We start from the raw sequence: 22,497 nt of genomic DNA, 5'->3' as shown, positions 1-22,497 counted from the left end.
CTCACTTCACCTTAATCATGCTTCGTAGCTGTGGCACAGACAATATCAATGTAATCACGAACATGATAACCCCTACCGCAGAAGCTACACCGAGTTGGTTATATTTAAAGGCATTATTATAAAGGTAGTACATCAGCGTTACGGAGGAATTGTTCGGTCCGCCACCGGTCAATAACTGAATAACTACAAAGATTTTTAATACGGCAATAATATTGATAATCGTAATATAAGTTGTTGTCGGTCCTACCGAAGGAATCAGGATCTTTGATATCACTTGCCATCTGCTAGCACCGTCGATTTCGGCTGCTTCAAAAAGCTCTTTCGAGACACCAATCATTGCAGCTATATACAGAATAATTGCCTGGCCCACGTTAGTTGCGAAGGTTACAAATATCACGACTGGCAGAACCGTCTTTGGATTTCCCAGCAGATTAATCGTCCCTAGTCCCATGTCTTTATATAGATAAGAGATAAGTCCATTAGCCGGATTCAGCAAAAAGCTCCAGACCATACTCATAACCACCATGGACACCATTACCGGGATATAATAACTTCCTCTAATAAAGGAAACGTACTTAGCATTTTTATCAAATACCGCGGAGGCTACGAACAATGCAAACCCCACTGTAAGTAGAACGATAAATATTACGAACACAACGGTGTTGATGGTAGCCTTAAAAAATACCGGATCATTAAACAATGTGGTGTAATTGGCAAAACCCACAAATTTCTCACTGTCATAATTAATCTGGTATAGACTCAGCCGCATCCCTTCTAAGATCGGATAGACAAGAAAGGCTAAGAATACTATCATCTGAGGTAAAATAAACAGATAACCTGTAATATTCTCTTTTAGGTAATTACTACGTAGTTTCATATCGTTTACCTTTCTAATTAACAGCCCCAGAGTCTCTTCAGACCCTAAAGGCTGTCAATCGTGTATTGTTTATCTGGTCTTAGATTATTGGAAAATTACAGAGCCAGCTTTATTGGTCTCAATCACCTTGTTGCCACTTGTCTGATAATCTTGTACAAACTGTTCCGGTGTCTTAGCTCCCATGTAAAGTGCTTGTAGCTCTGGATATAAAACCTCTCTTAATTGGCTGTATCCTGGAACGTTGCCTGTGAAGTTGAACAAATATTTAGAATTGGCATCGTAAGCTGCAAACAGTGGATTCTCCGCTTTAAGTGCTTCGGCTACAGAACTTCTTACAGGAATACCATTCTTAGAGGATTTAACTAACTCAGGATCGCTTGAGAAAAACTTCACGAAATCCTTAGCTACTTCAGTCTTCTTAGCATCTTTGGACTTGAATACACTAGCGCCTACTACATAAGTAAAGGATAGAGGATCGCCGCTTTCCGACGGAATATTAGCAAGTCTCATATCGAATTTCGCTGCCGTACCATCCGCCATATTAGCTTTCGTACCATTAAACAGAATCGGGTTAGTGAAACTGATCGCTAATTGCTGATTTTGGAACATAGCATTGGCATCATTAGAAGAAACAGATTCTGCTCCTGGATTTGTATATCCGCCGTCATATAGGTTTTTCAGCCAAGTTGCAGCTTTAACTCCGTTCTCATCGTTCAGGACAATGTTGCCTTGATCATCAAAGAACTTATTGCCGAACATTCTCATATAGGCAAGGTTCCATGTATCGCCCTGATTATTTACAGCGAATAATGCCATTGGATATGCATTCGAATACTTATCCTTCGGCAGATTGTTTTTCAGACCCTCAAGAATTTGTTGATATTCATCCAAGTTCCAAGTTTTGATTTCGGATTCTTCACCCACAAACTTTTCTAAGCCTGCTGCTTTAAACATGTCCGCGTTGTAAACCAAGGTGCCTGGGTTGTGCTGGAATGGATAGAAATAAATATCTTCTCCGAACGTTACAGCGTCCCAGTAGTTTTGAGCAATATCGCTTTTCGCGTCTTCATCAATGATGTCGGTCAAAGGAACCAATGCTCCACGGTGAACGTAATCCCCCATCGGGAATACACTCTCAAAGAACAACATCTGGAGGTGTTCCTCCGCTTAAGTTAACGTTAAGCAATTGATCGCGCTGATCTCCAGCAATGACCTCTATTTGAATATCCGCATCATATTTATCATATTGTGCTTTGAATTTCTCAGCGGCGTGCTTTAGGAAGCTATCATAGTCCGCGCCTGCCTCCGTGGCATCCACAACACCCTTCCACTGTGGAGTCAGCCATACTCTGATCCCCACTTTTTCCTTCCCAGATGCAGAAGAATTATCGGATGTATTAGAGCTAGCAGCATTGTTACCTGAGCAACCTGAAATTAAAGAAATAATCACCATTAGCGCAACCATTGTCGAGAGTAAACGTTTTTTCTTCATTTATAAACCTCCCTAAAAGTTTTGTGAGCATTATCTTCTCTGAATCGCTTCGTACAAAACTCGCTTCGAAAGCATACGCTTAAAGTTTTGTAAGCATTATCTTCTTTGAATCACTTCGTACAAAACTTGCTTCGAAAGTATAGAACCCTTAATTTAAAATCCGTTTGGCATGGTATTGCACTAAATCGGCCATGCTGCGATGTCCTTGCGGATCAAGATGCATATAATCAATTTCATTCATCGATACATGATCTCTGGAGTCTATAAAGTGGATGCCAGTTTCCGTTAGTAAAGCTGCAAGATGCTCAGCGAGCTCCATAGACTTCTCACTACATCCGCTACCCATTGGTTTGCCAATAGGGGTATGAATATACTCTGCTCCAATCGGAGGGGGCGCGATTACTAGAACCTCTGGAGCCTTCCCCTCGGGTCCTGCACCGCTATCTTTAGCTTTAAGAGCCAACCTAACAATACCTTGTGCGATGTTATAAGAAGTTAGTCCAAACCTTTCTTTTGTATCATTGGTCCCAAGCATGATCACAACCAAGTCTAATGGCGAATGTGACATCAGGCAGGGATAGATATAGGAGATTCCAGAAAGTCCTTCAAATAGAGGGTCCTCACTGACACTTGTTCTGCCGGGAAGCCCTTCTTCGATCATTCGGTAGGCGTCACCCAATTCTGTATGAAGAATTCCCGTCCAACGAATATCATCCTTAAATCTGCGGTCTGTCTCTGCGTCGTAGCCCCAAGTATTAGAATCGCCAAAGCATACGATGGATTTCTTCATTATCTTAACCGCAATATCTTTCAATAGCTTGATCAATCAATTTCATAATGTCTGCGATCGGACCAGCATCCTCAACGGCTACTGCCTCAAGCGGTGCTCTTACGCTGCCAATGTTTACGCCTCTTAATTTTAGAAGCTCTTTTATTCCGGCATACATGGCACCTTTCAGCGAACAAAGGGCGATGATAATATCGTTGATATCGCTTTGAATTTGTCCAGCTTCTTCGAACTTACCAGCCTTAACAAATTCATTAGCTTGCAGGAACAGCTCAGGCATAACGGCATAGGTTCCACCGATTCCCGCATCCGCTCCCATGATTCTTCCCGCAACATATTGTTCATCCGGTCCATTAAATACCACTACATCTTTTCCACCCACTCTTTTGAATCTTTCAATATCCATAGTCGGCATGGAGGAGTTCTTCACACCGATCACCTTTTTGTTCGCAAGCAGCTTCTCAAATAAGGAAGGAGTCAGTGTATATCCAGTAGTCTGAGGAATGTTGTAGATGATGAAGCTTAGAGGGGTTGCCTCCATAATCTCGCTCCAATATTTATAGACCGCACTATCAGGTAATTTGAAATATATAGGCGGGATTGCGGATAATGCATCATACCCTAAGGTTGCAGCATGTTTCGCTAACTCAATGCTATCTCTAGTCGAAGGGGCACCCACGTGGGCAATCAGTGTCATTTTACCTTTCAGGTTACTAGCTACGTAGCTTAGTACCGCTTTGCGTTCGTCGAGACTCTGGTAAATACATTCTCCTGAGCTGCCTCCCACATATACACCTTGAACTCCTTTTTCAAATAAGTAATCACATAAAGCATGCGTCCGGGATTCCGAAATATTTCCTTGATCGTCATAGCAGGCATAAAAGGCAGGTATAATTCCGTGGAACTTTGTGAGTGTCATTGTTAATCCCCCTTAAGTTGTGAGCGGTTTCTTTTCTACATAAACAAAATATCATTATATTTTGGTTTTGTAAATTATTTTCTCTATTTTTAGAAAAATAAAATTTATTTCCACCAATCTTATTTATGATTAGCACAATAATGGTTTTCAGTGCAACTCGCAGCTAATAATCATTTATTTTTCCATATTCATTAGAAAATAATCCTGTAAATATTCCACCCTAAATTTATTTCTTCAGGTTAGTATTTGTTGGATATACGGATGTAAAAAAAATTAAAAAAGTGGTACTAATGAGTATCCTTTCAGCTCCACTAAAAATGTCTCCTACAGGGAGACACTTCTCTCCAGATGAAGCACAAAACCTAAATAACACACAATGTTCACTGAATAATCTGTGTTTTTCAGACGGACACACCTTTTAAAAAATGGAGTTTAGGATTATAATGAAAGCGTAAACAAAGAACTACAAAATCTATTTTGTTTCTTCGCCAAAGGAGGCTGGAGGAAATGCTAGCAGGACTTAAGGAACTTAAAAATTGGGTGACAGAAAACTGGAATCCAACATTGAATACAGGTAATGAGGACTACCGGAAAATGGAGTACTCCGTGGAGCGTCATCTGCACACTCCGCAATCTCCGAAACCACTTAGCTATGAAGAAGAGGCTCGCATCAAGACCGTTAAATTCCATTAACTAACCCTTTCAGATAAAGATTGATTCATAACGAAGACATCAGACCGCCAGATCCGGAAGCAATTCCAGTGGATGCGGTCTTTTATTATGCCTTGTAGTTGTATAACGAAAAAACCTCCCCCACCCTAAAGGGTGAAGAAGGCTAATAGGTTACTTTCGAGGACTTGGCAGTAGGTTATCAATCCAAACGCCTTGTTTAGTTCATCCTTCGATAAACCTCAGCGCGCGTTCCGATTGATAATCAGCTAGGCCTTGGGCGAATTGTTGGTCAGGAAATCCTCTATGCAGCAGCTTTAATCCACCTGAAGTTAAGGAGACATGATGGTGGAATTGATAAAATAACAGCCTATCATGATCCAGAGCATCGTTCTTTAAGTACCGGTAGAAATCCCCAAATCTCATCTGTAAAAAACTATGTTCATGCTCAATGTCATAGTACATTGCCCCTTCAATATCTATCAGAAAGGGCTCCAGTTTATCATTAACCATAACATGGTCAGGTCCCAGTTCCCCGTGAATAAACCCATATTGCTGTCTGGGTTGAATTTTTGATTCAAGCTCGTACAACTTATCGAGCAGTTTGCTTTGATTAGACCTGATCTTCTCAATATGTTGGGAGGCATAGGCTAGCTGCACTTTCGCATTTTCCATTTGTAATAAATGACATTCGCTCATGCTGCTCTCGTTAGCATTTGCTTTCCCAAAAACATGCCTCTCGTTGGTATGCATAGCAGTAAGCATTTCCCCCACACGCTGAAAAACTTTATCTTGAACACGTGAATCGGGATGATGAAAATAGGTTTCTGCCATTCTTCCATCTATATATTCAACCAGAGCATAATCGAAAGAGTAACGATCTCTTGCCTTATTCAGATCATAAAGAGCAGGGGTCTGAATTCCATGTTGTGTTAAGTACCTGTTATTTAATTCGAATAAATGACTTCCATAGGATTGTTCATTTATATCTTCATTTGCTTTTTCTTCTTTAAAATAATTCATCGAAAGATCCCACACATACAAAACGCAGGAAAATCCATTACTGCACTCAATCTTGTAGACCACCTTTTGTGCACCGCCATGCATGCGCGAAACACGAGCAACGAAATAACTGCTGCCAAAAACCCTACTAATATAATCCTGTAAGTCAGCCTTATCGAGATGACAAGTAACGTCCATTAACAACACTCCATTTATTAGGTTTTGCCGGCTTCACAATAGTAAATAAAATCCAGCCGAAAGTATAGACTTATTCTTTCCGATCAATTATGATGTTGAATAAGGTCTTGAAAAAAACAAGCATACAAAAAGCCGTTGGAATCTGAAGTGCTCCCTGTCAAGTGGACAGTGTAAAAAACAAAAATAGTTAGTTTAGATACCTCAGTTCGTATTGCCAGAACTGAGGTATCTTCGTTATGCAGCTCGTCGGTATTCGCTAGGTGACAAGCCATCCAAACACTCTGTGTAGCGGTAATTATTGTAGTAGTGAATATATTTGCTAACCTCTGTAAGGACATCATCATAGGTGTCATACTTTGTAAGATAATAGCTTTCTGACTTGTATGTACCCCAAAAACGCTCAATAGGTTGGTTGTCCAAACACCGACTCACACGAGACATGCTTTTCTTAAATCCGTATTTTATATGAAGTCGGTTGTACTCATGAGACGTGTACTGGAAGCCTCTGTCGCTTTGTAAAAGAGGGGATACGCCAGGATTCTTTGCGTAAGCCCTCTTCAACGTATCCATCACGAGTTTATTGTTGTTGGAATGGCTTAATACCCATGAGACAATGGAATTATCATATACATCAATAATAGCGCTCAAATAGGCTTTGCGTCCATTCCCGTACTTCAGTTCAGTCACATCTGTACACCATTTTGAATTAGGAGAATTGGCATCAAAGTTACGGTTCATTACATTTTCAACTACATGGATCTCCGTAGCTTTCACATAACTCGCTCGTTTTCTGCGAATGACTGCTTTAAGCCCAAGAGCACACATAATTCGGTAATAACGCTTTTTGTTGTACTGCTTTTTGAGCTTTCGGTTTAATTGCGTGCGCATTTGACGATAGCCAAGAATCCCTTTTCGCTTGTCATATCGTAGCTTTACTTCTTTCGCTAACGCACGAGTTTCAAGTTCTATGCAAGAGGGTTTCCATTTTAACCACTTGTAATAGGCAGATCGAGCAACCCCAGCTAACGCACACAACTTCGTAATTGCGTGACCTTTTTCTTTGTTCAGTTCTTGAATCGCTTGATACAAGTTTACTTGTCGAACGAGGGTTAGCGTGTATTTCGTCGCTTGATCTCCGCCAACTTTTTTGCGAAGTCATTCTCCATCTCTAGGTATTCATTTCGCGCTTCTAGCTCTTTAATCCGTAGTTTAAGGCGGTCATGCTCATCTAGTTCTTCTACAGGCTTTTTGCGACCGCGATTGTCCTGAAGAGCCTCCTCGCGGCCAACTTGATATTTCCGGACCCATGCGTAAACTTGCTGATAAGATACTCCGTACTTTTCAATCGCTTTCTGATAATCCAATCCATTAGCGATGGTATATTGTGCAATTTCAATGCGTTCTTCGAAAGTTGTTTTACGTCCTTGGTTCATATGAGATAGTCCTTTTCCTGTATGTGTAGGTTTCAATTCTATCTCATTAGTATACTTGGTAATCCATTTTGTCAAAACACTTCTGCTTGAAATATAATGCTTGTTTGTCACCTCTTCAACGGAGCAACGACCAGACAACACTTCGTTAACAGCAGCAAGCTTCAATTCCTTTGGGTATGATTTCCATGTTCTCGATTCCCTCAACCCGTCCAAACCATCTGCTTTATATTTCCTAATCCATTCTCTAACTGTGTGTGAACTAAGACCTAGCTGCTTTGCCTCATAGTTTGGATTTGACTTGTGCTCAAGGCACAGCCCTACGACATGTAATTTTACTTTTAAAGATGTTGGACTTCTATTAGACATTAGAAAAACTCCCATCATTGTAGCAGTAGAAGTTTTTGTTTTTTCTACTGTCTACTATGATGGGAGCTTATCAATCAATTTCAACGGCTTTTTTTTATGAAATATCTAAACAAATATAGAGGAGTACTTTCACAACATGTTCAAACGACTAACTGCACTATTTTCGATTCCCTCTTATGGCTTACTCTTTTTATGTATGTTACTGCAGGGGGTGGGGATTTCACTCAGCGCACCCTTTTTATCCATTTATTTTACGGAACAGCTTGGAGTATCTGTCGGGCTGTTTGGTGTTTTTCTGGCCACCACGTTAATTGCCGGAATATGGATCAGTACACTAATCGGGAGACGCTCTGACCTTGGCTTAAATCGAAGAAACATTTACCTTGTCTCCACGCTCTGTAATGCCCTTGCTTATAGCGGATACTTGCTCATTGGGGATTTTACGATCTTATTCATTTACATGATTGTGTTCACCGCACTCGGTGCACCAGGGATGCCTCAATTGTTCGCCATAGCTAGAGAAGCAGTGAATAAGAGCGATTTTACAGATACTGCGTTTGCAAATTCTACCTTGCGTTCTGCTTTCTCTCTCGGCTTTATTACAGGTCCTTTAATCGGTACTCTGCTAATTGCTGCTGTTGGGTTTAAGGGGATTTTCTCGGGCACCATCGGAGTATTCCTGCTGGTTGCCTTACTTATTTCACTATTCCTGAAATCAAATACAGAAGTGAAAAGCAGTACTGCAGAAGTAAAAGTAAAAAGTTTCCGGTTGGGTCAGAACCGTAATGTTCTGCTTCCTTTTCTGATTATGATACTCATGTATGTAGCCCACTGGACGAGTAGCATCAATACTGCCCTCTTTATTACCAACAATCTAGGGGGAACAACAAGCGATGTCGGTTTAGTCAGCAGTATTTGTGCTGCGCTGGAAATTCCTTTTATGATCATGCTGGGACTACTTAGTGCGAAATACAGTAACCGCATCCTGATGATGTGCGGAGCCATTTTCGGAGGAGCTTATTATCTCGTTGTCATTACTTCAGGCGCGATGTGGCAAATGCTTGCAGCCCAAATTTTGCTTGCCTTTTTTGTTGCCGTTATTTCAGCGATTGGCATTAGCTACATTCAGGATCTGCTTCCAAACATGCCTGGGTATGCATCCACGCTCTACTCTAACTCATCCACGATTGGCAGACTGATTGGCAGTCTTGTTGGCGGGTTATTAGCTAGTGTTGTTGGGTACCGGTATTCATTTGTGCTCTGTTTCATACTCGTCATTATTTCTACAATCATGCTTGCGGTAAGCGGACGTTACTCTGTAGATGATCCACAAAAACTAGCGATTTAATCTAGCGGTTTAATCCGCTTTTTCGGGCTTCATTCAGCCCTTAAAATTTCTCCATATCTTCTCGCGACTTACTAACATATCCTCAAAAAAAGGTGGGGGTTAGATGTTAAAAACTATTGCAAGAATGGTCATGTTGATGTCTTTAATCTTTCTGGCAGCATGTGGAGGGGACGTTAAACCAATCGAGGAGCCGAGCATAGGAGCAAATACGCCAACCCAAAGTTCAGCGATTAGTACGCAGAAGCCGCAAAACACAGAACCTAAGCAGCCAAATGAAGCCAGCTTTAAAGCAGAATTGTCGATAAATCTGAAATCATATTCAGATCAATTGACAGAAAATGATCTTCCCGCACTTGAAGTGCTGGAAAAAAACCTAACTGCTTTGGTTGAGCATGACCACACACTTTATCAATCCGGGTTCGTAAACAAAAAACTAGCAGATGCTATGGAGCCTTATTATGACGAACATTATCAGTACAAATTCACAGACATCGAAAGCATCGATTCCATGTTACCCAACGAACATCAGGTGAATATAACGGTAATCGGACAACGCTTGGATATGGCCGCAGAGACCGTTGAAAATGTAAAAATGCTATACGCTATTCGGCCAAACGATCAAGGGGAATGGGTCATTTATATTATTGATTGATTGACTGACTGACTAGCTTATGAAAAATCGTCGTCCGATTCCTGACAGGGAATTTGAACGGCGATTTTTTTGTGAAAAAAACCAATTTCTCACCTTGCTAGCTCAGTTACACATTAATCGTTCGGAAGAGCACCGTGAAATGCCTTCCCATTATGCGAAGGATACCCTGCTACTAGCTACAGACAGCAAAAGTAATCTTCATCCTTTGCGAGATGCGGAGAATGGAATCATGTTTGTGGTAACCTTCTAGCTACCTACCCGATCTAATATTTAAGTAACGTTACGAACATCCTAAGACTTCTAGTCAAGAAAGCAGGTAAATCTTTGCATATAGATCCTATTGTCGTCAAAGCCAAAGCTGGGGACCCTGAAGCATTCGTGAAGTTGATGCAGGAGATAGAGTTACCTTTATACAGAACTGCAAGGTCCATCGTCAACAAAGAAGAAGATTGTGCAGATGCCCTGCAGGAGACGATGCTAAAAGCCTTTAAGAACATCCATACACTCAGAGAGCCCGCATTTTTCAAAACGTGGATCTTCCGGATTCTGATTAATGAATGCAATAAAATGCTCAAAAACAACGCAAGAACCCTCCCGTATGGAGAACTTCCCGAAGTCCCTTCCACTTCCAAGGATTATGAGAAAATCGAATTATGGGATGCCGTTCAACATCTTGAGGAGAACCTCCGGATTGTCATTCACCTTCATTACCTACAGGACATGCCGATCCGTCAAATTTCCGACATTCTCGAAATTTCTACGGTTGCCGTGAAGACCCGGCTGCATCGCGCCCGCAAAAAGCTAAAGCATTCATCTCAATTCAATCAAGAAATGGAGTTGCGACATGGTAAACACTAAGTTAGAAAAACAATTAAAGAACTGCCAAAGCCTACTTCCCGCTCAGTTATCGGATATTGCCCGCTCCAAGCTGAATGAGACTTACCAAATCATCAGGGATACCGATAATTCCATTTCCCCCGTTCAGAGAAAGATAGATGTATCCAAAACTTTTAATAAATGGTGGGTTTCCACTGCAGCCGCTGCAATCCTTGGAGTTACAGTCCTTGCTTCCGGCTTTGTATCGCCCGCAATGGCTGATACACTCAAGCAAATTCCGGTTTTGGGACAAATCTATTCATTATGGGGCGAAAAAAACTTAGATCCCGGTGTTCAACAAGCCGAGGATTTCATCACAAACGTAAACCAAAGCGTGACCCATGGCGATGTGACTATGAATATTCCAACGTTGTTATTTGACGGAACCCGAATTCTTATGAATATAACCACTCCTGGAAACCGTCTGGCTTCGGAGCCCAATTCGCCGCCTTCAGATGCCAATAAAGGGGCGGTGGATAATTTTGAGGTGCTCTATAAAGGCCAACCTCTGCTCTGGAGTTACGAACACATGGATGGTGAGGCTGCTTCCAGCATAATGGTTCAGGTTTTGAACACTTATTATGAGCCGAGCACAACAACACAGACGGTCCAGTTCCCTGATCAGTTTGACTTGACTGTAAATGTGTCGTTAAAGGGTTACGATGTCCCGTTCGAATTCGTTCTGCCTGTTACCACATCAACGCCTGTTACCGCCCTAACTTCAGAGGAGACCAAGCATCACGATAACATTAACTTGCAGATCAGTAAGGTAGAAATCACCCCAATCACAACACAGGTATCCATTGAGTACAAAACCAAACCGGGCCAGAGCGTAAAAGAAATGCTCGCTTCTATCCCTTCGAAATATAAGGGTGCTAACGGGGGCGTCATCGCTCTTCAATTTGACATTGTGGATGAACGTGGCGTTCAACTGAAGCCTGTCGGTGCTCACCCCGTAAGCGAATCTTATAATGTTCATTTTGAACCCTTCAAGACTATACCGAGTACCGTAACCATCAAACCGTACTTAGTCGTTTCCGAAGGTCAAGCCCCAGCTGGGACTAAAGGACTGTGGGAAGACAACAATATGGTCAAGGAATATATCCCTGAGTTGGAGACTGTACCTTCGGTCCAATAGTTCATTTGTAAAAGGGACCTTATTTTCTAGGATGAAAAGGGAATGCAAAACTACAAAAGACGAAGCCATAATAGGCTTCGTCTTTTATTTAGATGACTTCAGGTAGGTTCAATCCAATAAGTTATTCTGATGAAGCCAGCTTCGATAATTTGTCGGCGATATCTTCAGCTTGTAACAAGGAGGAGTATGAATCTGCTGCAAAATATTTTTCCATATCAATCTCAATAATTCGATTGTTTTTGACCGCATCCAACATCTTCCATGTTTTGTCAAATGATAGGTGGCTTGTCGAACACATTTGAATGGATCAAATCTGATGCCCCCGGAGAGTCTCCAACCAAGTCGATATAGCCAAGCCACCTCAGCTCTTATCTGCGGGATTTATCCCGTACATTTCACTATTCCAGCTACCTCAGCTCTTTTCTACGGGATTTATACCGTACATTCCAGCATCTCAGCTACCTCAGCTCTTTTCTACGGGATTTATACCGTACATTCCAGCATCTCAGCCACCTCAGCTCTTTTCTACGGGATTTATACCGTACATTCCAGCATCTCAGCCACCTCAACTCATTTGTACGGGATTTATACCGTACATTCCAGCATCTCAACCACCTCAACTCATTTGTACGGGATTTATACCGTACATTTCACTATTCCAGCCACCTCAGCTCTTTTCTGCGGGATTTATACCGTACATTCCAGCATCTCAGCTACTCATGCAAAATAATTGTGAAGTAGGCACGCTACTCCAGTTTTCGTTGCTCTATATAATAAATTCGGCCTCTTGAATGGGAGTCCATTCCCATAGATAACCTACGCAAATTATCTATACCGAAAAGATTTAGGGCCATCCTTTTATAGGATGGCCCTCTCATTGATTAAGTTGCAATTTTGCTTACCTTAATACTCTCCTTTAATTACAAAAAACGAACCCCGAATTGTTCCAGCTAGCTTGGACTTCTGCCTGGCAAACTTAAACTTCTCTTCTAGCTCCTTTGGGATCTCCATCCCCTCAGAAAGCTTAAAACCAACAGCCCGCTTCTTTGGGTCATCAACCGTATACATAACGTTGACCGCAAGGCCATCCTCATAAAAGACATAGGCATATTTAATATTTTCCACTTGAAAACGCGACGTTTCTAAAGGATTGGCCGCAAACTCAATATCACGTTCTTCTTTTAAAATTCGGTTCACATAATCAAGGGTCTCCTGACTTTCGCTGGCTTGTACAACCGTAAATTCATGTTTGTATTTGTTCATAAAGTAACGGGCCTCATTAGCACGCAGACCAGCAAGCGCATCTACTACAGGTGAAGATTCTAACCCAACCGTAGACACATTTTTAAAATCAACGATATAGGACATTTTCATCTCTCCTTTTCTCTCATTATTACCAAAAAACTTATCGTTACTTAGGATACGGTTCGCGTGTTGTCTGTAACGGCAAGTTTCTGTGTTAACTGCTGTGCTCTTTTTCTATTAAAGTGACCATCTCACGCTTCCACTTTTCTCGCTCCTCTGGCGGGATCGGCTCCCCTTTGGCATACAGAAATCTAATCATATAGAACCCATCCTTCGTAAGCAGGCTGGTAACAAGTTCATGCTCTAATACATTATTGTTCATCAACTGCGTCTCCACTATAGAGCTATTATCAGTCTGATGCAGTACTTGAGCGGTCAACAAGGTCTCTTGGGAGATATAATCCGCTGTATGCTTCTCTACAGAAGTTGCCTCTATCTTATCAAAATAATTAATCGTGAACGTATGCGAAGGTTCGTACCGATGATATTCTCCCAGCGGATAATATCCGATAAATTGACTGTTACTGTAGACATGGAAGGTTGCAGGTACATAGCTATCAAGCTGAAAATACGGGATGAATCGCGCAATGCCTGAATTGATCTCTTCTCCAGGAGGAATGACCGCATCCACACCACTAAGGAAATCACCCTTCTTATCTACAAAAATCGTGCTATAAGGGCTGTACCTCGTAATCCAAATTGAACCATTCTCCTTCACAGCCTCAACGTAATAACTGATAATTTGATTTCTTTTTTCCTCGCGTTCATCGGCGGGGTTAACACAGGTATGAATGTGCTTCCGAGTGTATGTAAAGACTGCTTTAGTGGCATCCATCGACAGTAATTCAAATTCGAGGATTTCAGATTTTATATTATAGATTTGAAATGTCATCATTAATTGAAAGTGATTTAAAAAGGACATTCCCCTCTTATCTGGATGAAATCTTTTGCTCAAACCTTCTTCATCCTTATCCATATAAGCCTGCTCCAAGCCTTCAACCAGGACCTGTAGTTCCTCTTTTGTGATGCCTTTATTTTTCTTAAAGAAAAACATGTCTTCTCTCCCCTCATCATCAGTCTACTTCCAATTACTTACTCCTATTTATTATACGGGCACACCTGTGTACTTTTCTAGTTATGAAAAAACCATTCCTGACAAAGGAATGGTTTCTTTGAGTAGGTATACCTTACAGTCATCCCTACATTTTAAAATGTTCATGAACTAACCTAAATTGTTCTTCTACGCTCATATTTAGTGTTCTTTCTATGGTTTTGATGCCCAGCTTAGTGCAAGCGCTCTTTATTTCATTGGAGAACTTAATCATAGATTTATTACTGTGTTTAATTGTTTCTTCTGGATTTAACGTATAAGCGTTAATGCAGTCCAGAATCATCTTATGGTCTTCTCTAAAGTAATATAATCTCTCTATCTCCGCATCGGACGTATAAAAACATATCATTCTCTTTTCCGGGATAAACGGTATCTCTTCGACCACTTGAAATAACCATTGGCAATGTTCATCTACAGGTTTATTAAACCACTTATTCCAATCTAAACTAGGATTAGGGAATTGAAGGGCAGGATATTCAATAGGACTAGAGAATGGTCTATATTTTAAGAGATCATCCCCTAATGTTTGAAAACCTAATTCCTCTACAAACTTCTTGGTCATAGTAGTCTTTCCAGCACAAGGTCCACCATTTAGCCAATATACATGTTTTAATTGTTCTTTCAAATAATTATTATTTATCTTCATCCAACACACCCCGTTTATATTTAAAAAGCTTACTCTGACACGTTGGTTGTGACGGGTTGGCGGATTCTTATCTTTCTAGACAAAAAAAAGCCTTCCCCACCCTAAAGGGTGAAGAAAGCTTAAATGTGTATCCCCAAATTATGGGCAGCTATATTAGGTTTTCGTACCCGAGGGTGCCTTAGCCAACTGCTCCTCCAGCCACCTTATCGCCTCAGCCTCTCCGGAGAAAGCACCTCCGGGGCAGCCTAGGTTCTTTTAGTGGACAACGCTGTAACTGGCTTGTAGACAGCAAGCAACTTAGCATTCTGCATTACGACCGCGATGCCTGAACAATATTGGGCGATTTCCCGCTTGTTCATCTTGCACCAGTTCATATACAGCTGTGTGACCGCACGCTCTGGACGTGTGTTTTTCTCTGCGGAATGCACCATCAGCAGGCCGAAGGCAGATCGGCGCGCGAGCAGCTCTTCCCAATAAGCGATATATTCTTCTACTGTCTCCTGATCAAACGCCTCCCCCAAACTAAGGCTTATGATCGGCCAAGTGGATTCATCCTTTGTTATAGGCATACGTTTCCCTCCTAAAATGTGCTGAGCATTGCCTAAGATGTGATGCGGAATCCGACGGACTGCTGTTGCAGCTTCCAGAGCCGGTCGTACAATCCGCCGCGCAGCAGTAAGGCATCATGTCGTCCCTGCTCTACCAGCTGACCGTCTTCCAGTACGATAATGTTGTCCGCACCGCGTATGGTTTTCAGCCGGTGAGCGATAACAATGACGGTCCTGCCCGTAATCAACGCATCAATTCCTTTCTGGATTTCGGCCTCATTCTGCGGGTCAAGCGATGCAGTAGCTTCATCCAACAGCACAATTGGAGCGTTCTTGAGAATCGCACGGGCAATGGAGATCCGCTGCTTCTCCCCTCCGGAGAGCGTGCTTCCGCCTTCGCCTACCGGCGTATCATAACCAAGCGGTAATTTCATGATGAAACCATGGCAGTGAGCCATTTCCGCTGCCTGCTGAATATCCCGCTGCGACGCCCCCGGCCGCCCAAAAGCAATGTTGTTCCCGATTGTATCTTGGAACAGGTACACATCCTGAAACACCACCGATACGGATCCTAGCAGATGTTCTGGATCAATATCCTTGATGTTGCGTCCACCTAGCAGAACGCTCCCTTCTTCAGGATCATAGAAACGTGAGATCAGACGCAGCACTGTACTCTTGCCGCTGCCTGACGGACCCACAATCGCAGTCAGTGAACCTTGCGGCATTTCCAGACTTAAATTTTTGAGAACAGGCTCCCCTCCATAGCTGAAGGTAACATTATCAAACCGAATGGTACTGCTCTTAGGAAGAGGACTCGTATTTCCTGTCATTACCGGCTGGCGCAGCAGGTCTACTATACGTTCACCCGCTTGTTCGTTGTAGCGGAATTCGGCATAATTGGCTAGCGCCGTGGTCAATGGATCATAGATTCGTGTGCCGACAATAAGGAATACTGCCAACTGCAAAATACCGAGCTCCCCGCCTAATAATAGATGAACACCTACGTATATCATTAAGGTCAGCCCCGCACGGAGAAGAGCCATAGCGGTTAGAATAACCGGACCGAACATCCCTTCCAGCTTCACACTTTCCTTCATCAAAGTTTTAAAAGAGTTATCCAAACGGACAAATCGTTCTCCCGTCAGGTTATAGGCTTTCATCACCCGTATGCCGTTCAAGTATTCTTGCAATCGGTTCGCAGCGTTCAGCTTGGCCTTCATATGATCCGCTCCGAGTCTCCGCCGCAGCTTGCCCGATAGATACATGATCAGAAGAGCAACCGGCAGCGCTACGAACATGGAAATCGCCATCCGCCAGTCCAGAAACAGTAAACCAGCAAGTGCAAATATCGGCAGTACAAAAGCCCCCGCAAGCTGTGGCAGCAGATGTGAAATGCCCGTCTCAACGAGCGTGAAATCGCCCATCATCATATTGGCTAAATCACCTGGGTCCCGGCGAGTCAGGTAACCCAGCGGAAGCTTCCGCAGATGTTCTGCTAATTCCGCACGTCCCTGTGCAGCAACATTGTATGCCCCGCGGTAAGCGGTACGATAGGCGGGAATCTCACTCAGGAACATCAGCACCATGACGGCGACAAGCCCTGCGCAGATCCACCAAAGGCGTTCTGTCTGAAGTTCTGCGCCCACAGTAATATAAGGAGCAAAAATCAACCGCACCGCCTCAATTACAAGCGCGAACGGAAGCACACTAACTAGATTAGCCAGCAAGGAAAAAAGTACAGGCTTCAGCAACTGCTGCGGTTTGCCGGCAGTAATATTATGCAATACCTTCATAGCTGATCCCCTCCTTTTTCCATATGCCAATCTCCGGCGTCACTGTAGGCATGCCACATTTTGGCGTAAAGCCCGTCTCCCTCAATCAAACCTGCGTGCTCTCCACGTTCCACGATTTCTCCATCCCTCAGCACCAGAATTTGTGCAGCTTCACGTATAGAGGAGAGTCGGTGAGCAATGACAATAACCGTCTTGCCGCGCATAAGCTCCGTAAGTGCTAACTGCATATGAAACTCATTTTCCGGGTCGGCAAAAGCAGTCGCTTCGTCGAGCACGAGCACTGGTGCATTTTTGAGAATAGCCCGAGCTACCGCAATGCGCTGCTCCTCACCACCCGAGAGATAGACACCGCCTTCACCAATTAACGTATCGTATCCCTGCGGCAGCCGAGTAATGAACTCGTCGCATTGTGCCGCTCTGGCTGCAGCCTGGACTTCCTCCAGAGTCGCTCCCGGTTTGCCGACAGCAATATTCTCATACAAAGTGTCATAGAACAGGAAGGTTTCCTGAAATACAAAAGCAACTGTATTCATTAATTCATGGATTGCCATATGGCGAATATCGACTCCACCGATACGGATCGCACCCACTTGCGGGTCCCAGAACCGCGGCACCAAGCTGGCCACCGTCGATTTTCCCGAACCTGACGGCCCTACCAGCGCTGTAACCTTCCCTTGTTCCGCACGGAATGAGACTTCGCTGAGCGCCGCTGCAGTCCCTGCATCTTCACTGTAGGAGAAGGTTACATCCACAAATTCAACGTCAAAAGTATGCGGGGATAGCGGTTCTGCTATTTCTGGTACAGGCTGCTGTGCCAAGAGACGGTCCATCCGCTCCACGCCTTCGCCAATATCCCGAGTGCTTGAAGCCAGCAGAAGTAGCTTGTAGAGCGGAGATGAAACGCCGGGCGCCATAATTAGAAAGAACAGCAGCACAAGCGCAAAAGACATGGAATCCGGTCGACCGCTTAGCATGAAGATGCCCACCGGCAAAATAAAGGTAAACGGTGACGCCAGCAATGTTTTGAATAAGATATAACCTGTTTGATAACGGTCCGTATACTCCAGACAATAATCGCGGTAGCTGGTCATATCACTGTAGAACTTTCTGAAAGAATGCACCGTCTGCCCGAACACCTTAACCGCCGGCATCCCCCGTACATACTGCACCGCCGAAGTATTGATCTGCTCCAACGAATCATGATACTGCTTCACACTGGCCTTGCCTCTGCTGCTCATCATAAGCGCTGACTGCACACCTAATCCTATAATTATCGGCAGCAGGCAAGCTACCGCCAACGGCGGACTAAGCCAAAACATCGCCACGATCATCAGCACCGTAGAAGCCAGCACGCTGACTAAATCGGGAAGCTGATGCGCTACGAAATTTTCCACCTTGTCGACATTCTGCTCTAGCGTTTTCTTGACCACGCCAGTTGATGTCCCATTCAGGAAACCGAGCGGCAATCTGCCCAAATGCTCGGTCATTCGCACACGCAAATTATATTGAATTCGAAAAGCCGCAATATGCGAGCACATAATACCACAATACGAAGTCACCAGCCCTCCGATTAACCCTCCAAGTGCAATCCACCCCCAGCGGATCATATACGCACCGTCGACCTGTCCAGGCGATGAAGCATGGCGCAGCAGCTCTGCCAAAATGAAATAAACAGACAAAAACGGAATCAGCATTAATACAGCGCTGACAGATGACAATATTCCGGACAAGAGCAGCAAACCTCGCTTCTCTCCGGCGATCTCCAGCAGCCTTGGCATGCCGGTTTTGGTTTTACTCACAGCTGTTCCCCCACTCTTGGTAATTACGCACAAAAAAAAGTGCACTGAGAATGATTCTCTGTGCACTAGTGTATAGGAACGTTGTTCACGATTGCTACCGTTTAAGGGATTATAATTAACCAAATCAGGAGCATCTGTGCAGAATACGGACTTACATCTTAATACCGAAGAGACGCTGCCTGCCGCTGATCAGATATTCTCCTGGACGCACACCGAACTTTTTGCGGAAGGCTGCCGAGAAATGACTCACATTACCGTATCCAACCCTGGAGGCTGCTTCACTTACAGTCATACTCCCTTGTTCCAGCAGCTGCTGCGCTCTCTGCATCCGTTGTTCGATAACGTAAGCATGCACGGTATAACCAAACATTTCCTTAAAGCCCTTTTTCAGCTTAAACTCATTGAGGCATATAATGCGAGAAAGGCCTGCAAGCGTTGGCGGGTGCAAATAATCACGCTGCAAAATCTCCTTAGCGAGCCGCAGGCTCTCCATATCCTCTCTGGACAGCTTGACCGAGCACGGAATCCGCTCTGCTTCATATAAAGATTCATTGAGATAGACAGCCATTAGCTCCAGCATTTTGCCCTCCAGATAAAGTTCACGCATGCCATGGCTATAGGAACAATCCGCAATCTGCGACAGAATGAAGCGGATGGATGGTGTGATGTTATTTTTTCCAAAAAACAAACCCGCACCAGCTCCAATGCGAAGCCGTGTATCTTCGGTCAGACCACTGGTCATCCGCTCAAATTGTGCCGGGCTCATATCTATGCTGATGAATCGGTACCCCGCCCCACTCAGGTATGTGCAGTTTTCACTTCTTACCCCGCCATGAAACAGCGCAATTTCTCCCGTATCTATAATAAAATAGTCCGATTTCAGCGAAGTCCCCCACTCAATGCCATGCCCTATGCAGAAAGCCAGCTCCGTACGCGGAGTGCTAAAATTGCCCTTTGCTTCGATATCCCGATTAAACCGGAGATTAAAATCTGTCATCTGGATATACCCATGGCTAAGCAGGCTGCGGCAACTGCCTTCCCCTATTTCGACTGGGGGTTTAATCTCAAAATGAGCCCCATTAAAACGGTAATTATAATCTACCCCTTCACATGTAAGCGTCTTATGGGCATCAATCGTTTCTGCTTCTTTCAGTCCATTGCTTCGCTCCATGCTCATCCCTGCTTCCTCTTACTTTGGGTTAATTATATATGCAATGAGAATGATTATCAATTAAACATTACGATTTCCTCTTCGTTCAAACTGAGCAGTTGGGCAAATAAGCTGGAATATAAACAAAAAACCTTCCCCACCCCGAAGGGTGAAAAAGGCTTACACGCATCACTTCAAAGACATATCTAGCATTCCTAGCTATTCTCGTTTCTTGCCAACTGCACCAAGATAGATAACAAATTCTTCATCGCCGTCTAATTCTAAAATCTCATCTATCAACTTTTGATCATAGATTCCAATTGCGCAAGCACCTGCACCGATGGATTCGCTGGCTAAATAAAGGTTCTGGCAGACATGTCCAACATCGATGAGGATTTTTTTGTGAGCAGAAATATCGTACTTCCATTCGGAGCGGTAGGGTGTGGTACTCCAGGCAAACAATACAGAAGCCTTTTTGGCAAAGTTAGGGACAAAGGGCTGATCCAAAGTAATAGCATCAATCTTTTGTTCAAGTTGATCTAATTCAAACATAAATAAGAGCTTATGTTCCACAGGCAGATATCTGTAGATCCCTTGCCCAATACCCTCTACACGCATAATCATTAAATAGGTTTCAAAGGTGTGCGTCGCCCCGCTGCAGGGTACAGTCCGCAGCGTAAGTCCGTTCTTATTCATACCGCTAATCCCTTGGGTAGCCCATAATAAATAGGATAACTCCTCCAGACTCACAGTATCCTCAGAATAGAACCGTGTACTTCTTCTTTGATCTATACAATCAAAAATATTTTCTTTACTCACAACGTCTTTGCTGACCTTGGGCAAATCAATAATTAGTGCATCTGAATCAAATGGCTTAACAATTGGCGGTTGTGCAATTCCCTTGATCTTATCTGTTTTGATATGTTTGAATTCATGAAAATTGGATTTCAGAAAATTTCTTTGTTGTTCATATCTGGTCATAACAGATCCTCCTGAACTACCTTAATATCTCTAATTTATCATGTCATAAAAATCATACGGTGATCTAACTCACTCTTCAGTTGTTTTGGTGAGTAAACAAAAAACCTCCCTTTGCCCCGAAGGGCAAAAGAAGGCTTAAACGCGTCACTTCCGAAGACATGGCCAGCTATATTTTCAGCTCCCCAAGCTTGATCAGCTCGACAACCGCTTGTGAACGGCCTTTAACGTTTAGTTTTTGCATTACATTGGAAATGTGGTTTCGAACTGTTTTTTCGCTGATAAATAATAAGCCAGCGATATCACGAGTCGTTTTGTCCTGCACGAGAAGCTCAAAAACTTCGCGCTCACGATGAGTCAACAGAAATTTGCTGTGGTGTTCGTTCCCCTTCAATGGTGTCACCCCTCCTTGCCCTGGGTTTGTTTGGTATAACAAGGTAAAGGGATACAGTCAAAACATATTATGTATTGTTGATGTTAATGGTGCTGTAACAATTATAAAATGGGCTTAGTTCATTCAAATGCAAAAGCCTGAAATTTTCATGAATAAGAACATCTTTTTTCAGGGTAAACTACGGTTTGTTGTTCCTTATTAAAGGAGGTGTATGTATGAGCCATTCAAAAAACAATCAACCCACCAAAGCAGAAGTACAAACTACGAAATTAAACAAATTACCACTCGTAGGTAAATTCGAACCTGAATTTTCTGCAGAGGAAGCTGCAGAAGTGTTCGAAAACCAACCCTCTGCCGATCATGAATCCCATAATGAACGATAAAAAGCAGATGACCTTTGATCTTATTCTTAAGCAGATCAAACCTTCAAAGAATGGGACTGTCGCATTAACAGCTTAATTAACTATAAATGAGACGGTTCGCTTCATTTAAACATCGTAAACAATATAGAGCAGCGATTCGCCATTAATGGGAATCGCTGCTTTATGTTGTGGACCGTCGGCTGCCCGCTCCAATAGTGTATTCATCAGCCCCTACTGAGGCTTTCGGACCCAGATGGCGTTATTTGCAAATTTATCGCCTTTTGAGCGAAGTTTCGGACTCCAGTGACGCTATTCCTTAGAAACAGGCCCATATTCGGTACTTTTCAAGTCAATAGTGACTATGCGGTCCGATAGCGACTCAAATATCGAATAATGCTGCATTTAGTGTCATCTGAGTCCTTTAGTTACTGCGTATGCCCAAAGATCAACTTGTCGGTTACTGCTGACTACGCATAAAGGTTCGCTGGGGCCTTTACTGCTGCGTACGCGCAAAGGTTCGCTGGGGCTAGAGCTGAGTTCGTTGTTGCTGAATATGCGAAGAGAATAGTTGGGCCGATTACATAGTACTGTGTACGTTCGCTTGTTCGCTGGGGCGGTTACTATTCTGCTTTTTCAATTGTAATCGGATACATT

Annotated in this window: 25 protein-coding genes; 7 read left to right on the top strand and 18 right to left on the bottom strand. The window is 43.3% G+C overall.

Going from position 1 to position 22,497, the window contains the following annotated elements:
• Position 1: 1 nt before the first annotated feature.
• The 5 genes from NST45_RS02365 to NST45_RS02345 all read right to left on the bottom strand — a co-directional run bounded on the left by NST45_RS02365 (position 2) and on the right by NST45_RS02345 (position 4,075).
• Positions 2 to 877, bottom strand: a complete 876-nt coding sequence (locus tag NST45_RS02365; protein ID WP_036679648.1) for a sugar ABC transporter permease — start codon at positions 875 to 877, stop codon at positions 2 to 4.
• 84 nt (positions 878 to 961) lie between these two features.
• Positions 962 to 2,026, bottom strand: coding sequence for a sugar ABC transporter substrate-binding protein (locus tag NST45_RS02360; RefSeq protein WP_339824780.1), 1,065 nt, complete (start codon positions 2,024 to 2,026; stop codon positions 962 to 964).
• Positions 2,013 to 2,369 carry a hypothetical protein gene (locus tag NST45_RS02355; RefSeq protein WP_339824778.1) on the bottom strand — a complete coding sequence of 119 codons (357 nt, stop codon included), beginning with the start codon at positions 2,367 to 2,369 and terminating at the stop codon, positions 2,013 to 2,015. The genes NST45_RS02360 and NST45_RS02355 overlap by 14 nt, the downstream gene beginning before the upstream one ends.
• 148 nt (positions 2,370 to 2,517) lie before the next feature.
• Positions 2,518 to 3,159 carry an SGNH/GDSL hydrolase family protein gene (locus NST45_RS02350; RefSeq protein ID WP_036679760.1) on the bottom strand — a complete coding sequence of 214 codons (642 nt, stop codon included), beginning with the start codon at positions 3,157 to 3,159 and terminating at the stop codon, positions 2,518 to 2,520.
• A gap of 4 nt (positions 3,160 to 3,163) precedes the next feature.
• Complete coding sequence (locus tag NST45_RS02345) at positions 3,164 to 4,075, bottom strand: dihydrodipicolinate synthase family protein (protein ID WP_036679654.1); 912 nt, start codon at positions 4,073 to 4,075, stop codon at positions 3,164 to 3,166.
• A gap of 507 nt (positions 4,076 to 4,582) precedes the next feature.
• Here NST45_RS02345 and NST45_RS02340 point away from each other — a divergent pair.
• On the top strand, positions 4,583 to 4,768 hold the full coding sequence (locus NST45_RS02340; RefSeq protein WP_036679656.1) for a hypothetical protein: 186 nt from the start codon (positions 4,583 to 4,585) through the stop codon (positions 4,766 to 4,768).
• A 201-nt stretch (positions 4,769 to 4,969) separates the two neighbouring features.
• Here the strand turns inward: NST45_RS02340 and NST45_RS02335 are convergent, their stop codons facing one another.
• From NST45_RS02335 to NST45_RS02325, 3 genes are all read right to left on the bottom strand, one after another.
• Entirely contained in the window at positions 4,970 to 5,899 is a 930-nt protein-coding gene (locus tag NST45_RS02335; RefSeq protein ID WP_036679761.1) for an aminoglycoside phosphotransferase family protein, read from the bottom strand.
• Between the two features lie 279 nt (positions 5,900 to 6,178).
• Entirely contained in the window at positions 6,179 to 7,033 is an 855-nt protein-coding gene (locus NST45_RS02330) for an IS3 family transposase (RefSeq protein WP_339824775.1), read from the bottom strand.
• Between the two features lie 20 nt (positions 7,034 to 7,053).
• Positions 7,054 to 7,743, bottom strand: a complete 690-nt coding sequence (locus tag NST45_RS02325; protein WP_036683516.1) for a helix-turn-helix domain-containing protein — start codon at positions 7,741 to 7,743, stop codon at positions 7,054 to 7,056.
• Between the two features lie 136 nt (positions 7,744 to 7,879).
• Between NST45_RS02325 and NST45_RS02320 the strand changes: the two genes are divergently transcribed.
• The 4 genes from NST45_RS02320 to NST45_RS02305 all read left to right on the top strand — a co-directional run bounded on the left by NST45_RS02320 (position 7,880) and on the right by NST45_RS02305 (position 11,757).
• A complete protein-coding gene (locus NST45_RS02320) occupies positions 7,880 to 9,091 on the top strand; it encodes a sugar efflux transporter (RefSeq protein WP_051491080.1) in 1,212 nt (403 codons plus the stop codon).
• 103 nt (positions 9,092 to 9,194) lie between these two features.
• A complete protein-coding gene (locus tag NST45_RS02315; RefSeq protein WP_339824771.1) occupies positions 9,195 to 9,743 on the top strand; it encodes a hypothetical protein in 549 nt (182 codons plus the stop codon).
• Positions 9,744 to 10,067: 324 nt separating this feature from the next.
• Positions 10,068 to 10,601: a sigma-70 family RNA polymerase sigma factor gene (locus NST45_RS02310; protein ID WP_339824768.1), complete on the top strand. Its 534-nt coding sequence runs from the start codon at positions 10,068 to 10,070 to the stop codon at positions 10,599 to 10,601.
• Positions 10,588 to 11,757 carry a DUF4179 domain-containing protein gene (locus NST45_RS02305; RefSeq protein ID WP_339824765.1) on the top strand — a complete coding sequence of 390 codons (1,170 nt, stop codon included), beginning with the start codon at positions 10,588 to 10,590 and terminating at the stop codon, positions 11,755 to 11,757. The genes NST45_RS02310 and NST45_RS02305 overlap by 14 nt, the downstream gene beginning before the upstream one ends.
• Before the next feature lie 121 nt (positions 11,758 to 11,878).
• Here NST45_RS02305 and NST45_RS02300 read toward each other — a convergent pair whose 3' ends face one another.
• Complete coding sequence (locus tag NST45_RS02300; protein WP_339210695.1) at positions 11,879 to 12,013, bottom strand: hypothetical protein; 135 nt, start codon at positions 12,011 to 12,013, stop codon at positions 11,879 to 11,881.
• Positions 12,014 to 12,055: 42 nt separating this feature from the next.
• Between NST45_RS02300 and NST45_RS02295 the strand changes: the two genes are divergently transcribed.
• Positions 12,056 to 12,487 carry a hypothetical protein gene (locus tag NST45_RS02295; RefSeq protein WP_339824762.1) on the top strand — a complete coding sequence of 144 codons (432 nt, stop codon included), beginning with the start codon at positions 12,056 to 12,058 and terminating at the stop codon, positions 12,485 to 12,487.
• 173 nt (positions 12,488 to 12,660) lie between these two features.
• Here the strand turns inward: NST45_RS02295 and NST45_RS02290 are convergent, their stop codons facing one another.
• The 9 genes from NST45_RS02290 to NST45_RS02250 form a co-directional block, all read right to left on the bottom strand.
• Entirely contained in the window at positions 12,661 to 13,125 is a 465-nt protein-coding gene (locus tag NST45_RS02290; RefSeq protein ID WP_076103684.1) for a phage tail protein, read from the bottom strand.
• Positions 13,126 to 13,216: 91 nt separating this feature from the next.
• Positions 13,217 to 14,116, bottom strand: a complete 900-nt coding sequence (locus tag NST45_RS02285) for a hypothetical protein (RefSeq protein WP_339824760.1) — start codon at positions 14,114 to 14,116, stop codon at positions 13,217 to 13,219.
• 145 nt (positions 14,117 to 14,261) lie between these two features.
• On the bottom strand, positions 14,262 to 14,819 hold the full coding sequence (locus tag NST45_RS02280) for a hypothetical protein (RefSeq protein WP_339824758.1): 558 nt from the start codon (positions 14,817 to 14,819) through the stop codon (positions 14,262 to 14,264).
• Positions 14,820 to 15,064: 245 nt separating this feature from the next.
• Positions 15,065 to 15,388: a hypothetical protein gene (locus tag NST45_RS02275; RefSeq protein ID WP_339824756.1), complete on the bottom strand. Its 324-nt coding sequence runs from the start codon at positions 15,386 to 15,388 to the stop codon at positions 15,065 to 15,067.
• 32 nt (positions 15,389 to 15,420) lie between these two features.
• Positions 15,421 to 17,160, bottom strand: a complete 1,740-nt coding sequence (locus NST45_RS02270) for an ABC transporter ATP-binding protein (protein WP_094903285.1) — start codon at positions 17,158 to 17,160, stop codon at positions 15,421 to 15,423.
• The gene (locus NST45_RS02265) at positions 17,157 to 18,938 is read right to left on the bottom strand and encodes an ABC transporter ATP-binding protein (RefSeq protein WP_339826101.1); all 1,782 of its coding nucleotides are present in this window, start codon (positions 18,936 to 18,938) and stop codon (positions 17,157 to 17,159) included. Before NST45_RS02265 ends, NST45_RS02270 begins: the two co-directional genes overlap by 4 nt.
• A 172-nt stretch (positions 18,939 to 19,110) precedes the next feature.
• Complete coding sequence (locus NST45_RS02260) at positions 19,111 to 20,136, bottom strand: AraC family transcriptional regulator (protein WP_076103689.1); 1,026 nt, start codon at positions 20,134 to 20,136, stop codon at positions 19,111 to 19,113.
• Positions 20,137 to 20,328: 192 nt separating this feature from the next.
• Complete coding sequence (locus tag NST45_RS02255; protein ID WP_036679680.1) at positions 20,329 to 21,090, bottom strand: SagB/ThcOx family dehydrogenase; 762 nt, start codon at positions 21,088 to 21,090, stop codon at positions 20,329 to 20,331.
• Positions 21,091 to 21,256: 166 nt separating this feature from the next.
• Positions 21,257 to 21,481, bottom strand: a complete 225-nt coding sequence (locus tag NST45_RS02250; RefSeq protein WP_019908812.1) for a LuxR C-terminal-related transcriptional regulator — start codon at positions 21,479 to 21,481, stop codon at positions 21,257 to 21,259.
• A gap of 215 nt (positions 21,482 to 21,696) precedes the next feature.
• Here NST45_RS02250 and NST45_RS02245 point away from each other — a divergent pair, with 215 nt between their 5' ends.
• A complete protein-coding gene (locus NST45_RS02245) occupies positions 21,697 to 21,864 on the top strand; it encodes a hypothetical protein (protein ID WP_169744806.1) in 168 nt (55 codons plus the stop codon).
• The last annotated feature ends 633 nt before the right edge of the window (positions 21,865 to 22,497 follow it).

This window comes from Paenibacillus sp. FSL R7-0163 (assembly GCF_037969975.1).
In the GTDB taxonomy this organism is placed as follows: domain Bacteria; phylum Bacillota; class Bacilli; order Paenibacillales; family Paenibacillaceae; genus Paenibacillus_AQ; species Paenibacillus_AQ odorifer.
This window is presented reverse-complemented; position numbering and strand designations above follow the sequence as displayed.

Excerpts from the sequence above, each read along its gene's own strand:
- NST45_RS02365 (WP_036679648.1), bottom strand. The coding sequence starts at position 877 with ATGAAACTACGTAGTAATTACCTAAAAGAGAATATTACAGGTTATCTG.
- NST45_RS02360 (WP_339824780.1), bottom strand. The coding sequence starts at position 2,026 with ATGTTGTTCTTTGAGAGTGTATTCCCGATGGGGGATTACGTTCACCGT.
- NST45_RS02355 (WP_339824778.1), bottom strand. The coding sequence starts at position 2,369 with ATGAAGAAAAAACGTTTACTCTCGACAATGGTTGCGCTAATGGTGATT.
- NST45_RS02350 (WP_036679760.1), bottom strand. The coding sequence starts at position 3,159 with ATGAAGAAATCCATCGTATGCTTTGGCGATTCTAATACTTGGGGCTAC.
- NST45_RS02345 (WP_036679654.1), bottom strand. The coding sequence starts at position 4,075 with ATGACACTCACAAAGTTCCACGGAATTATACCTGCCTTTTATGCCTGC.
- NST45_RS02340 (WP_036679656.1), top strand. The coding sequence starts at position 4,583 with ATGCTAGCAGGACTTAAGGAACTTAAAAATTGGGTGACAGAAAACTGG.
- NST45_RS02325 (WP_036683516.1), bottom strand. The coding sequence starts at position 7,743 with ATGTCTAATAGAAGTCCAACATCTTTAAAAGTAAAATTACATGTCGTA.
- NST45_RS02320 (WP_051491080.1), top strand. The coding sequence starts at position 7,880 with ATGTTCAAACGACTAACTGCACTATTTTCGATTCCCTCTTATGGCTTA.
- NST45_RS02315 (WP_339824771.1), top strand. The coding sequence starts at position 9,195 with ATGTTAAAAACTATTGCAAGAATGGTCATGTTGATGTCTTTAATCTTT.
- NST45_RS02305 (WP_339824765.1), top strand. The coding sequence starts at position 10,588 with ATGGTAAACACTAAGTTAGAAAAACAATTAAAGAACTGCCAAAGCCTA.
- NST45_RS02300 (WP_339210695.1), bottom strand. The coding sequence starts at position 12,013 with ATGTTGGATGCGGTCAAAAACAATCGAATTATTGAGATTGATATGGAA.
- NST45_RS02290 (WP_076103684.1), bottom strand. The coding sequence starts at position 13,125 with ATGTCCTATATCGTTGATTTTAAAAATGTGTCTACGGTTGGGTTAGAA.
- NST45_RS02285 (WP_339824760.1), bottom strand. The coding sequence starts at position 14,116 with ATGTTTTTCTTTAAGAAAAATAAAGGCATCACAAAAGAGGAACTACAG.
- NST45_RS02280 (WP_339824758.1), bottom strand. The coding sequence starts at position 14,819 with ATGAAGATAAATAATAATTATTTGAAAGAACAATTAAAACATGTATAT.
- NST45_RS02275 (WP_339824756.1), bottom strand. The coding sequence starts at position 15,388 with ATGCCTATAACAAAGGATGAATCCACTTGGCCGATCATAAGCCTTAGT.
- NST45_RS02270 (WP_094903285.1), bottom strand. The coding sequence starts at position 17,160 with ATGAAGGTATTGCATAATATTACTGCCGGCAAACCGCAGCAGTTGCTG.
- NST45_RS02265 (WP_339826101.1), bottom strand. The coding sequence starts at position 18,938 with ATGCCAAGGCTGCTGGAGATCGCCGGAGAGAAGCGAGGTTTGCTGCTC.
- NST45_RS02260 (WP_076103689.1), bottom strand. The coding sequence starts at position 20,136 with ATGAGCATGGAGCGAAGCAATGGACTGAAAGAAGCAGAAACGATTGAT.
- NST45_RS02255 (WP_036679680.1), bottom strand. The coding sequence starts at position 21,090 with ATGACCAGATATGAACAACAAAGAAATTTTCTGAAATCCAATTTTCAT.
- NST45_RS02245 (WP_169744806.1), top strand. The coding sequence starts at position 21,697 with ATGAGCCATTCAAAAAACAATCAACCCACCAAAGCAGAAGTACAAACT.